Below are 12,073 nucleotides of genomic sequence, written 5' to 3' on the forward strand. Positions count from 1 at the left end.
GCCGTGCGCCTCGCCACCTGGAACGTGAACTCGGCGAAGTCCCGGCTGCCCCGCCTGCTGCCGTGGCTCGACGAACGGCAGCCGGACGTCGTCTGCCTGCAGGAGACCAAGCTCTCCGACGACGACTTCGCCGCCGCGTTCCACGAGGCACTGGCCGCGCGCGGCTACGCGGTCGCGCACCATGGCCAGGGCCGGTGGAACGGCGTGGCGCTGCTGTCCCGGGCCGGGCTCGACGACGTCGTCCGCGGGCTCCCGGACGAGCCCGTCTTCACCGAGGGCGGCCTGGTCCGGCCGGACGCCCGCGCGGTCACCGCGACCTGCGGCGGCCTGCGGGTGTCCTCGGTGTACGTCCCGAACGGCCGGGAGCCCGCCGACCCGCACTACGTCTACAAGCTGCGCTGGCTCGCCGCGCTGCGCGACATGGTCGCCGCGGGCGACCCGGCGGCGTCGGTGGTGGCCGGGGACATGAACATCGCCCCGACCGACGACGACGTCTGGAACCGCCCGGCCTTCGACGGATCCACCCACGTCACCCCGGACGAGCGCGCGGCGCTGGCCGCGCTCCGGGGTGCGGGTCTGCGGGACGTCCTGCGCGAGCGCTGGCCCGACGAGCGGGTGTTCACCTACTGGGACTACCGTGCCGGCCGGTTCCACCAGGACCAGGGCATGCGGATCGACCTCGTACTGGCCGGGGACGGCCCCGCGGGCCGGCGTGCGGCGGTGTGGGTGGACCGGAAGGCACGGAAGGGGAAGGCCCCGAGCGACCACGCGCCGGTGGTGCTCGACCTCGACGAGGCCCCCGACGGTGACATCGGCCCCGTCGTTCCGCCGCCGTCGACTCCGGCGCCGCTGGTCCGAAAGAAGTAGCCGTTCGCCGCCGTACACCGTTGGAGTGTGTGGTTCGAGTTGCAACGGTCCCGTTCACCCTGATAGCCCAACGCACGTGGACCGCAACCCCCGGGGGATGACTATGAACACCAACCGCATCGGCCGCACGGTCGGCGCCTCCGTCGCGGCGTGCGCGCTCGTCGGGCTGACCGCCTGTGGCGGCGAGACGCCGCAGGTCCCGAACATCCCGACGCAGCTCCCGCAGATTCCGGGCGTCGGCGACCCGCGCCAGGCGTTCGGTGACGCGCACCAGAAGGCGCTCGGCCTGGCCGCGCTGGGCGGGGTCGGCATGGAGCAGGGCGTCGGCCAGCAGGTCAAGGACCTCGCGCCGCAGGTGCAGGCCGAGGGGCAGCAGCTGAACGAGCGGATGCGCGGGCTGGCGTCGTCGGTCGGCGTCACGCTGCCGGACCAGGTCTCTCCCGAGGTCCAGGCCCAGGTGGACGACCTCAAGGCCCGCACCGGTGAGCAGTTCGACCAGGGCTGGCTGCAGGCCGCGCAGCAGCAGGTCGGCCAGCTGAACGAGCAGGCCCAGGGCCTGCTGAACGTGCCCGGCCTGCCGCCGGAGCAGGTGGAGCAGGCCCGCGGGCAGGTGACGAAGCTCGGTGAGCTGAAGACCAAGCTGGACGAGGCCGCCGCCGCGGCCGGTGCCGGCACGCCGGGTGGCGAGGGCGGCAACGCCGCCGGCGCTCCCGGCGAGGGCGGCGCGCCCGGTGAGGGTGGCGCTCCCGGCGAGGGCGGTGCCGCCGGCGAGGGTGGCGCCGGTGAGGGCGGCGCCGCCGGTGAGGGCGGCGCGGCCGGCCAGGGCGGCGCGGGCAGCGGCTCCGGCGAGGGCGGCCAGGCGGCCGGGCCCGAGGCGGGCGCCGGCGGTGCCGGTGGGGCCGGCGGCGCCGGTTCCGAGGGCTCCGGCAGCGGCTCCGGCCAGGGCAGCGCTCCGGCCGTCGACGCCGGCACCGGCGGCCAGGCCGCCTCGTCGACCGACGCGGTGCTGCCGGCCGCGCTCGGTGGCGCCGGCGTGCTCCTGCTCGCGGCCGGCCTCGTCCGGCTGCTGCGCCGCTCGCGCGCGTGACGCACCGGCGCCGGCACCCGCAGGACGGACTCCGGGGAGCGGCTGCACTGCTGCTCGCCGGGGTCGGCCTGCTGGGTTCCGGCGCCGGGATCGCGCTCCAGGACGGTCCGCGGGTCGTCGCCGAGGAGCTCGGGACCGTGCCGGCGGCCTCGTCCGGCCCGGACCTGGTGCGAACCGCCCCGGCCTCCCGGGTGCTGCCCGTCCTCGTGCCACCGGACCCGACCGGTGGGGAGCTCGCCGCCGGGGCACCTCCGGGCGGCCCCGCAGCGGGCCCCGCCGCCCCGCAGGACGGCGCGGTCGACCCCGCCGAGGCCGCACGGTTGCTGCCGGGCCCCGGCGGCCCGGGCCCCGCGTCCCCGCCCCCGCGCCTCGCCGGGCCGGCCCCGATCGCCCCTGCGGAGCCGTGGACGGTCTCACCGGTCTACCCGCTCGCCACACCCGAGCCGGTCGCGCCGCCGTCGCCGGTCGTCCCCGCGGTGCTCGAGCTCCCGGCCCGCGGGATCACCGCACCGGTCGAGCAGGTCGGCACCGGCCCGAACGGCGGCATGGTCGTCCCCGAGCAGGTCCGGCACGTCGGCTGGTGGGCACCCGGTGTCCTGCCGGGGGGAGCGGCGGGCAGCGCGGTGGTCGCCGGGCACGTCGACTCGCGCACCCAGGGCGTCGGTGTCCTGTCGGTGCTGCCGCAGCTCACCGTCGGGGAACCGGTCGTCGTCCGGGCCGCGGACGGCCGCCCCGTGACCTACCGGGTCGCCGCGCGCCGCGCGTACGGCAAGTACGACCTGCCGCGGGACGTGTTCCGGCGCGACGGCCCCCCGCAGCTCGTCCTCATCACCTGTGGCGGGGTCTTCGACCCGGCCACACGCAGCTACGACTCGAACATCGTCGTCTACGCCGTCCCCGAGCCCGCCTGATCCGGCGGGCGCCGTCCAGCGCCCCACCCCGTCGACATGCAGCCCGGCGCGAATTGTCGATCTCCGGACGACCGGAAGCGAGGACGGGCGAGAAGCGGCGCTGGGCGGCGGCCGCACCACCGAGCGCGGCGCGGGCAGGCCGGTACCCGCGTGAGGGCCGGCCGCCCACCGCCTACGCTGGCCCGCGTGAGCAGCACCGTCACCGATTCCGACCAGCACACCGCCGAGGCCCCGGAGTTCGCGGCCGTCCGGGAGGCCGCCCAGCGCGCCCGGGCCGCCGCCCCGGCCGTCCGCGCCGCGGCCGCCGGGACGGTCGACGAGGTGCTCCGCGCCGCCGCCGCGCTGATCCGCGACCGCGCCCCCGAGCTGCTCGACGTCAACGCCGCCGACGTCGAGACCGCCCGGCGCAACGGCATGGCCGAGGGCCTGCTCGACCGGCTCCGGCTGACCGAGGAGCGCCTCGCCGGGATCGCGAGCCAGCTCGAGGTGCTCGCCGCGACCCCCGAGCCGCCGACCGAGTGGCCGGTCCGCACCCTGGAGACCGGGGAGCGGGTGTTCGAGCGGCGCATCCCGGTCGGCGTCATCGGCGCGGTGTTCGAGGCGCGGCCCAACGTGACCGTCGACGTCGCCTCCCAGGTGCTCAAGGCCCGCAGCGCCGCCGTGCTGCGCACCGGTGCGGCCGCGCTCGGCAGCGCGACCGCGCTCGTCGAGGGGGTGCTGCGACCCGCGCTGGCCGAGGCGGGGCTCCCGGAGGCGGCCGTGCAGCTCGTCCCGCTGCCCGGGCACGCCGGCGCCGAGGCCCTGGTCGGGCTGCCGGACCTGGTGCCGCTGGTCGTGGTCCGCGGCTCCGGGGAGGTCACCCGCAAGCTGTCGGTGCTGGGGGCCACCGCGGGCACCCGCGTCCTCGCGCACGCCGACGGCGGCGGCGTCCTCTACCTGGACGCGTCCGCCACCGAGGCCGACGTGACCCGGCTGGTCACCGAGTCCACCGACCGGCTGGGCGTCTGCAACCGGCTGAACCTGCTGCTCGTCGACCGGCCGGTCTACGACACGCTGCTGCCGGTCGCGAAGGCCGCGCTGGACGCCCGCGGCATCGCGCTCTCGGAGCCCCCGCACGCCCACCCGCTCGGCCACGAGTGGGCCCTCGACCCCGGGGCGGAGGCGCACGTGACCGTCGCCCCGGTCGACGGCCCGGACGACGCCGCCGACACCGCCGCCCGCGAGACGTCCGGGCTGGCCGCGACGATCTGCGCGTCCGACGAGGCCGTGGCGCAGCGGTTCATCGATCGCTACACCGGCACCGGCGTGTTCTGGAACGCCCCCTCCCGGCTGCTCGACGGCTACAAGCTCCTCGGTCTGCCCGAGACCGGCATCAACGTCGACCAGACGCCCGGCCCGCGCGGCCCGGTCACCTACCGTGACCTCGGCCTGCGCCAGTTCGTGGTGCTCCCGCCCGCGGAGATCACGCGGCCCGCCGGGGACGCGGGATAGCCTCGCGGGCGTGTCCTTGACCGATGTCGCGACCCCTGCCCTCGAACTGCACCGGGCGACGCTGTCCAACGGGCTGCGCGTCCTCGTCGTGCCGGACCCGGCCACCCCGGTGGTCGGCGTGTCGGTGCACGTCGACGTCGGCTTCCGGTCCGAACCGGAGGGCCGCACCGGGTTCGCGCACCTGTTCGAGCACCTCATGTTCCAGGGCAGCGAGAGCCTGGAGAAGCTCGAGCACTTCCGCCAGGTGCAGGCCGCCGGCGGGATCTTCAACGGGTCCACCCACCAGGACTACACCGACTACTTCGAGGTGCTGCCCGGGGCGGCCCTGGAGCGCGCGCTGTTCCTGGAGGCCGACCGGCTGCGTGCCCCGAAGCTGACTGCCGAGAACCTGCGCAACCAGGTGGACGTCGTCAAGGAGGAGATCCGGCTCAACGTCCACAACCGCCCGTACGGCGGGTTCCCGTGGATCCTGCTGCCGCCGGTCCTCTACGACACGTTCCCGAACGCGCACAACGGCTACGGCGACTTCTCCGAGCTGGAGCAGGCGAGCCTGGACGACGCGGCCGCGTTCTTCGACACCTTCTACGCGCCGGGGAACGCGCTGGTCACCGTGCACGGTGACCTCGGCGAGACCGGTGTGGACGGCACGCTGGCGCTGGTGGAGCGGCACTTCGGGGACATCCCCGCCCGCCCGGTGCCGGAGCGGCCCTCGTTCGCCGAGCCGGCCCCGGGGAGCGAGCGGCGGCAGTCGGTGACCGACGCGCACGCGCCGCTGCCCGCGCTCGCCCTGGGCTACCGGGTGCCCGACCCCGCCGCCGACCCCGACGGCTACCTCGCGCACGCGATGCTCGCCTCGGTGCTCACCGACGGCGAGGCCGCCCGCCTGCAGCGCCGCCTGGTGCACGCCGACGGGCTGGTCACCGACGTGTCGGCGTCGAACGGGCTGATGGGCGGCCCGTTCGACGCCCGCGACCCGGACACGTTCACGATCACGGCCGTGCACCCGGCGGACGTCTCCGCGGACCGGGTGACCGCCGCCGTCGACGAGGAGCTGGACCGGCTCGCGGAGCAGGGCCCCGGCGCGGCCGAGCTGGAACGCCAGTCCGCCCGCTGGGCGGCCGCACTGCACCGCGAGGACGACCGGGTGATGTACCGGATGCTCGGGCTCGGCGCCCGCGAGCTGCTGTACGGGAAGGCCGAGCTGGCGCTGGAGCTGCCGTCCCGGCTGGCCGCCCTGACCGGCGACGACGTCGCCGCGGCCGCCGCCCGGCTGCGGTCCGCCGGCCGGGCGGTGCTGACCGTCGAGCCGGGCTCCGGCGCGAGCGGGGCCGGCGCGTGACCCGGCCCGCCCCGCCGCGCGTGGCCCGCCCCGTCCACCCGCCCGCAGCGCCGCGCAGGCCCGCCGGCCCGGCCGCCTGCCCGACCACCCCGGACCAGCCCGCAGAGGGGAGCACCGCGTGACCGCCGCCCGCACGCACCGCAGCGCCGAGGAGATCGGCCGCACCGAGCGGGGCCCGCGGGCACTGCCCGCACTCGGGACCACCAAGCAGGTGCCGCTGCCCGACGTCGTCACCGAGACCCTGCCGAACGGGCTGACCGTGCTCGCAGCCCACCGGCCCGGTGTTCCCCTGGTGGAGGCCGTGCTGCGGATCCCCGCCGCCTCCCCGGAGCCGGCCGCCGACGCCGCGTGGACGGCCGGCGTCGAGGTGCTCGCCGAGACGATGCTGACCGGGACCGCCGGCCGGGACCGGGTCGGGATCGACGACGACCTCGCCGCCGTCGGCGCGGAGCTGGGCGTCGGCGTCGACCCGGAGTGGCTGCAGGCCGGCGGGTCCGCGCTGGCGTCCGGGCTGCCGGTCGTGCTCGACGTCCTCGCCGACGTCCTCACCGGGGCCACCCACCCGGACGACGAGGTGGCCCGCGAACGGGCCCGGCTCGCCGAGCGGATCGCGGTCGCCCGCGCCCAGCCGCGGACCGTGGCCCGGGAGGCGGTGATGCGCAAGCGGTTCGGCGACCACCCGATCGTCGGCGAGATGCCGACCGCCGAGGCCGTCGCCGCCGTCACCCCGGAGCGGGTCCGCGCGCTGCACGCCGACGTCGTCGTGCCCGGCGGTGCCCGGCTGGTGCTGGTCGGCGACATCGACCCGGAGACCGCGATCGCCGAGGTGGCCCGCCGGCTCGGTGGCTGGGCTGGGGACCACCCGGCGCGGCGGCTGTCCGCGCCCCCGCCGCCGCGGCCCGGGGACCTCGAGCTCGTGCACCGCCCCGGCTCGGTGCAGTCCCAGCTGCGGCTCACGGCGCCGGGCGTGGCCCGCACCGACGAGCGCTACACCGCGTTCCAGCTCGCGAACCTGGTGTTCGGCGGCTACTTCTCGTCGCGCTGGATGGAGAACATCCGCGAGGACAAGGGCTACACCTACGGCGCCCACTCCGGGCAGGAGTTCGTGCCGGGCGGTGCCGTGCTCGGCCTGGAGACCGACGTCGCGTCGGACGTCACCGCGGCCGCCCTGCTCGAGACGCGGTACGAGCTCGGGCGGATGGTCGCCGTCCCGCCCACCGACGCCGAGGTCGCCTCGGCCCGCCGCTACGCGGTCGGGTCACTGCTGATCTCGCTGGACAGCCAGTCGGCACTGGCCGGGACGCTGTCGTCGCTGGACGCGGCCGGCCTGGGCGTCGAGTGGCTGCGGGACCGGCCGCGCCGGCTCGAGGAGGTCACCACCGAGCAGGTCGCCGAGGCGGCCGCGCAGCTGTTCGCGCCGTCCCGCTTCACCGGGGTGGTCGTCGGTGACGCCGACGTGATCGGGCCGCGGCTGGCGGCGCTGGGCGGGGTGAGCGGCCCGTGAGCCGCCCGCCGTTCACCCTGGCCGGTCCGCCGGTGCTGTCCCGCACCGCACTGGTCCGCGACGAGGACCGGCGGACCGACCCCGCCTACCTGCGGGACTCGTGGCCGAAGGCCCGGGTCGTGGTCGTCGACGAGGCCGGGCGCACCCCGGTCGACTGGGAGGTCGGGCCGGGGCGCGCGTTCCGCGAGACGGACGCCGCCGCGTGGGACGCCGCCGCCGGCCGGGGCGGGCACGTCCGCACCCGGGCCGGCACCGATCTCGCCGCCGAACCGCCCGCCGGGGCGGTCCTGCTCGGCGAGGCCGACGGCGTCCCGTACTGGGCGGTGCGCGGCGAACCCACCGGGACCGCCACCGAGGAGCCGGGCGAGTGGGCCGACCTGCGGGCGGCCGGGGCGTTCCTCGACCCGCTCGGCGCGGGACTGCTCACCGGCGCCGTCGCGACCCTGAACTGGCACGACCGGGCCGGGTTCTGCGCCGTCGACGGCACCCGCACCCGCCCGCACCACGCCGGCTGGGCCCGGGTCTGCGAGAACGGCCACGAGGAGTACCCGCGCACCGACCCGGCGGTCATCTGCCTGGTGCACGACGGCGCCGACCGCGTCCTGCTCGCCCGCCAGCCGGTGTGGCCGGTCGGCCGGTACTCGGTGCTCGCCGGGTTCGTCGAGTCCGGGGAGTCGCTGGAGGCGTGCGTGCGCCGCGAGGTCGCCGAGGAGGTCGGCCTCGACGTCACGGACATCACCTACCTGGGCAGCCAGGCGTGGCCGTTCCCGCGGTCGCTGATGGTCGGCTTCCACGCGATCGGCGACCCGGACGTGCCGCTGGTGCCCCGGGACGGCGAGATCGCCGACGCCCGGTGGGTCACCCGGGACCGGCTGCGGGCCGCGCTGGCCCGCGGCGACTGGGGCACCCGCGACGCCCCCGCCGGCCGGGACCACGACGACGACCCGGACGACACCGACCCGCTCGTCATGCTCCCGGGATCGGTCTCGATCGCCCGCACCATGCTCGAGTCCTGGGCCGGCTCCGTCTGACGGCTCCCCCTCGACCGCGACCTCCCCTCGACCGCGACCCCCTCGACCGCGACCTCCCCCGGAACACACTCATGGAGCTTTGGTCCCGTGCCACAGGACCAAAGCTCCATGAGTGTGTTCCGGGCGCCGCCGATTTCGGCGATGGGCGGTTCCGGGGGGCGAGGTCAGATGCCCAGGCGCTGCCGCACCTCGGAGAAGCTCGGATTGGTCGCGACGGACTCGTCGGGGAACACCACGGTCGGCACGGTGCGGTTCCCACCGTTGGCCTGCTCGACGAACGCGACCGCGTCCGGCTCGCGCTCGATGTCGACCTCGCGGTAGCCGATGCCGGCCTCGTCGAGCTGGAGCTTCAGCCGGCGGCAGAAGCCGCACCAGCTGGTCGTGTACATGGTCAGGTCCGCCATGCCCCCTGCAACGACGGGCGGCGCCCGGATCTTCCCGGGCGGCGTCCCGGCCGGTGACCGTCGGGGGCGGGTGTCAGGATGGGGCCGTGCCGTCCCGAACCACCGCCGCCCGCCCCGCCCGCGCGTCCCGGACCGGGGCGGCGCCGGCACCGGAGGGCGGCGCAGGCCTGGATCCGGAGCAGCGCGCCGCCGTCACCGCGCCCCGCGGCCCGGTCTGCGTGCTGGCCGGTGCGGGCACCGGCAAGACCCGCACGATCACCCGCCGGATCGCGCACCTCGTCGGGCAGGGCCACGTCGCGGCCGGTCAGGTCCTCGCCGTCACGTTCACGGCCCGCGCCGCGGGGGAGCTGCGCACCCGGCTCCGCGCGCTCGACGCGCCCGGCGTGCAGGCCCGCACGTTCCACGCGGCCGCGCTGCGCCAGCTCCGCTACTTCTGGCCGCAGGTGATCGGCGGCACGCCGTGGCCGCTGGTCGACGGCAAGCTCCGGATGGTCGGGCAGGCCGCAGCCCGGGCGCGGGCCGGCACCGACTCGGACGCGTTGCGCGACCTCGCCGCGGAGATCGAGTGGGCGAAGTCGTCGCTGATCGCCCCGGCCGACTACCCGGCCGAGGCGGCCCGGCGCCGGCGCGACACGCCCGGCCCGGCCGAGCAGGTCGCGGGAGTCTACGCCGGGTACGAGGAGCTCAAGAACGCGGCGGAGCTGCTCGACTTCGACGACCTGCTGCTGCACACCGCGGTCGCGCTGGAGGAGCACGCCGGGGTCGCCGAGGAGTTCCGTTCCCGGTACCGCTGCTTCGTCGTCGACGAGTACCAGGACGTCACGCCGCTGCAGCAGCGCCTGCTCGACGCCTGGCTCGGTGACCGCGACGACCTCACCGTCGTCGGCGACGCCAACCAGACGATCTACACCTTCGCCGGTGCGTCGCCGCGCTACCTGCTGGAGTTCCCGCGCCGCTTCCCCGACGCCACGGTCGTGCGGCTGCAGCGGGACTACCGCTCCACCCCGCAGATCGTCGGGTGCGCCAACCAGCTCATCGGCTCGGCACGGCACCGCCCGGCCGGGTCCCGGCTGCAGCTGGTCGGCCAGCTCCCGCCCGGCCCGGACCCCGACTTCTCCGAGCACGACGACGAGCCCGCCGAGGCCGCCCACGTCGCCGGCCGGATCCTCACCCTGCTCAAGGACGGGACGCCGCCGTCCGAGATCGCGGTCCTGTTCCGGATCAACGCCCAGTCCGAGGCGTACGAGCAGGCACTGTCCGACGCCGGCGTCCCCTACCAGGTGCGGGGCGGCGAGCGGTTCTTCGCCCGGCCCGAGGTCCGCCGGGCGATGATCGCGCTGCGGGCCGCCGCGCCCGAGCAACGGCCGGGCACCGACCTCGTCGACGTCACCCGGGCCGTCCTCGGGGCGCGCGCCGGGCTGACCGACGAGCCCCCGAAGGGCGCCACCCTGCGTGCCCAGTGGGAGTCGCTGCTCGCGCTGGTCGGCGTGGCCGAGGAGCTCGCCGCGCTCGAGCCGTCGGCCGACCTGGCGAAGCTCTGCGCCGAGCTGGACACCCGCGCCGACTCCGCCCAGGCGCCGGTGGTGCAGGGGGTGACGCTGGCGTCGCTGCACGCCGCGAAGGGCCTGGAGTGGGACGCGGTGTTCCTGGTCGGGCTGGCCGACGGGACGCTGCCGATCGGGCACGCCGGCGACGACGAGCACGCCATCGAGGAGGAACGGCGGCTGTTCTACGTCGGCGTCACCCGTGCGCGTCGGGTGCTGTCGATGTCGTGGTCGCTGTCGCGGGCGTCCGGCCGGGGGCCGAAGCGGCGCCGGTCCCGGTTCCTGCACGGCCTGATCCCGGACTCGCACCCGGCGTCCCGGGTCGCGGGGGAGCGCCGTCCCGGCGGGTCCCGGCCCCGCTGCCGGGTGTGCGGGTCGCCGCTGTTCGGCAGCACCGCGACCAAGCTGACCCGGTGCGACGACTGCCCGTCCGATGTGGACCTGGAGCTGCTGGACCGGCTCAAGCAGTGGCGGGCAGGGGTGGCGAAGCAGCAGGACGTGCCGGCGTTCGTCGTGCTCACCGACGCGACGCTGACCGCGATCGCCGAGCAGCGCCCGTCCGACCCGTCGGCGCTGGTCGGGATCCCGGGCATCGGTGCGGCCAAGCTCGACCGGTACGGCGACGAGGTCCTGCGCCTGCTCGCCGAGCACGACGAGCGGTAGCCCCTCTTCGGTCGGCCTCCGGTGAACTTCCGGAGAGACTTTCGAAAAACCGGTTGCCGCCGTGTGCGCGGCACTTCTACTGTCGACGGCACCGGTGGGAGCAGCGCGTTCCCACCCGTCCTGCGCCGCGCGGGGGACCGCGGGCGGGAGCACGGAGGAGGTGCGGAGATGACCACGATCATGACGGTCGACCGGTCCGGCGCCGCCCTGCCGTGCGCTCCCGCGACCGTGGTGCCGCACGAGGTCGCCCACGCGGCGATCCCCGCCTCCCGGAAGTTCGGCCTCCGCCGCCGGGCGAGCGCGCTCCGCGTCGCCGTCACCCCGCTCCGTGCCTGGGGAGAGGTGTCCCCGATCCCGGCCGCGTTCGTCGATGACCACAAGTGCACAGGTGCGTCCGTTCCCGGGCGTCGAGGGGGTACCTGACCCTCAGCGCTCGCGCCGAGTCCCATCGGGGCCGCGGAACCCACGCACCGGGTTCCGCGGCCCCGATTTTTGTGTCCGCAGGTTCCGTCCCGACAAGACAGTCCGAGAAATCGATCGAGGAGGTCGATCGTGTACGTGCGATCCGCTCCGTGTGACGGCGGAGTGATCCGGAACGAGACCGGTGGCGGCTGCGCCGGTTCCGACGAGGCGCGGTCGCGGTCCGCACCCGCCCGCCGGTCCGGGCCGCCGTCGGCCCTGCCCTGCCGCAACGGCGACGCGGACCTGTGGTTCGCCGAGTCGCCCGCCGAGCTGGAGGAGGCCAAGGCGCTCTGCGCGACCTGCCCGGTGCGGGACGCCTGCCTGGCCGGCGCCCTGGACCGCGGCGAGCCGTGGGGCGTGTGGGGTGGCGAGATCTTCGAGCGTGGCCGGGTGATCCCGCGCAAGCGCCCGAGGGGACGTCCCCGCAAGGCCGACCTGGAGCGCGACCGGGCGTTCGCCCTGGCCGCCGGCAGCTGAACCCCGCCCCCGCCCCCGACCGACGAGGAGACGACAGCGATGAACGACCTGACCACGGCACCGATCGCGCGACCGGAGACCCCCGGCGCGCACGCCGGCCACCTCGTGAACCAGGAGAACGCGATGACGCTCATCCACGAAGCCCTGGCGAGATCCCATCAGCGGGAGGCGCAACGCGCGGCGGCCGAGCACCGGCTCGCCCGCCGGCTCACCGCGGGGCGCCGCTGGTCCCGGCTCGCGTCCTGGGCCTCGGCCCGGGCCGAGCGGGCCCGCGCCCGCGCGCGCTGAGGCTC

General features: G+C 76.5%; 12 protein-coding genes. 11 read left to right on the forward strand and 1 reads right to left on the reverse strand.

Annotated features, from left to right (window positions below; genetic code table 11):
• Positions 1–3 precede the first annotated feature (3 nt).
• The 7 genes from H7X46_RS04200 (at position 4) to nudC (ending at position 8,230) form a co-directional block, all read left to right on the forward strand.
• Entirely contained in the window at positions 4–867 is an 864-nt protein-coding gene (locus tag H7X46_RS04200; RefSeq protein WP_186358146.1) for an exodeoxyribonuclease III, read from the forward strand.
• A gap of 103 nt (positions 868–970) precedes the next feature.
• Entirely contained in the window at positions 971–1,954 is a 984-nt protein-coding gene (locus H7X46_RS04205) for a DUF4142 domain-containing protein (protein WP_186358147.1), read from the forward strand.
• Positions 1,951–2,865 (forward strand): class F sortase, encoded by a 915-nt coding sequence (locus tag H7X46_RS30500; RefSeq protein WP_186358148.1) that lies wholly within the window; start codon positions 1,951–1,953, stop codon positions 2,863–2,865. Before H7X46_RS04205 ends, H7X46_RS30500 begins: the two co-directional genes overlap by 4 nt.
• Positions 2,866–3,051: 186 nt before the next feature.
• Positions 3,052–4,356 carry an aldehyde dehydrogenase family protein gene (locus tag H7X46_RS04215; RefSeq protein ID WP_186358149.1) on the forward strand — a complete coding sequence of 435 codons (1,305 nt, stop codon included), beginning with the start codon at positions 3,052–3,054 and terminating at the stop codon, positions 4,354–4,356.
• Between the two features lie 10 nt (positions 4,357–4,366).
• Complete coding sequence (locus tag H7X46_RS04220) at positions 4,367–5,695, forward strand: M16 family metallopeptidase (protein WP_370588602.1); 1,329 nt, start codon at positions 4,367–4,369, stop codon at positions 5,693–5,695.
• 118 nt (positions 5,696–5,813) lie between these two features.
• Positions 5,814–7,199: a pitrilysin family protein gene (locus H7X46_RS04225; protein ID WP_186358150.1), complete on the forward strand. Its 1,386-nt coding sequence runs from the start codon at positions 5,814–5,816 to the stop codon at positions 7,197–7,199.
• On the forward strand, positions 7,196–8,230 hold the full coding sequence (nudC, locus tag H7X46_RS04230) for an NAD(+) diphosphatase (protein WP_186358151.1): 1,035 nt from the start codon (positions 7,196–7,198) through the stop codon (positions 8,228–8,230). Before H7X46_RS04225 ends, nudC begins: the two co-directional genes overlap by 4 nt.
• A gap of 164 nt (positions 8,231–8,394) precedes the next feature.
• On the opposite strand, the gene H7X46_RS04235 is transcribed toward nudC, so the two are convergent.
• On the reverse strand, positions 8,395–8,634 hold the full coding sequence (locus H7X46_RS04235) for a glutaredoxin domain-containing protein (protein WP_186358152.1): 240 nt from the start codon (positions 8,632–8,634) through the stop codon (positions 8,395–8,397).
• A 167-nt stretch (positions 8,635–8,801) separates the two neighbouring features.
• On the opposite strand from H7X46_RS04235, the gene H7X46_RS04240 reads away from it, so the two are divergent.
• From H7X46_RS04240 to H7X46_RS04255, 4 genes are all read left to right on the forward strand, one after another.
• Positions 8,802–10,841 (forward strand): ATP-dependent DNA helicase UvrD2, encoded by a 2,040-nt coding sequence (locus tag H7X46_RS04240; protein WP_222131619.1) that lies wholly within the window; start codon positions 8,802–8,804, stop codon positions 10,839–10,841.
• A gap of 168 nt (positions 10,842–11,009) precedes the next feature.
• Positions 11,010–11,264 (forward strand): hypothetical protein, encoded by a 255-nt coding sequence (locus H7X46_RS04245; protein ID WP_186358154.1) that lies wholly within the window; start codon positions 11,010–11,012, stop codon positions 11,262–11,264.
• 255 nt (positions 11,265–11,519) lie between these two features.
• Positions 11,520–11,780: a WhiB family transcriptional regulator gene (locus tag H7X46_RS04250; RefSeq protein WP_222131620.1), complete on the forward strand. Its 261-nt coding sequence runs from the start codon at positions 11,520–11,522 to the stop codon at positions 11,778–11,780.
• Positions 11,781–11,819: 39 nt separating this feature from the next.
• On the forward strand, positions 11,820–12,068 hold the full coding sequence (locus tag H7X46_RS04255; RefSeq protein ID WP_186358156.1) for a hypothetical protein: 249 nt from the start codon (positions 11,820–11,822) through the stop codon (positions 12,066–12,068).
• Positions 12,069–12,073: the final 5 nt, after the last annotated feature.

Source organism: Pseudonocardia sp. C8 (assembly GCF_014267175.1).
GTDB lineage: Bacteria > Actinomycetota > Actinomycetes > Mycobacteriales > Pseudonocardiaceae > Pseudonocardia.

Bases quoted from the DNA above. Each gene is read 5' to 3' on its own strand.
- H7X46_RS04205 (WP_186358147.1), top strand. From the start codon at position 971: ATGAACACCAACCGCATCGGCCGCACGGTCGGCGCCTCCGTCGCGGCG.
- H7X46_RS04235 (WP_186358152.1), bottom strand. From the start codon at position 8,634: ATGGCGGACCTGACCATGTACACGACCAGCTGGTGCGGCTTCTGCCGC.
- H7X46_RS04245 (WP_186358154.1), top strand. From the start codon at position 11,010: ATGACCACGATCATGACGGTCGACCGGTCCGGCGCCGCCCTGCCGTGC.
- H7X46_RS04255 (WP_186358156.1), top strand. From the start codon at position 11,820: ATGAACGACCTGACCACGGCACCGATCGCGCGACCGGAGACCCCCGGC.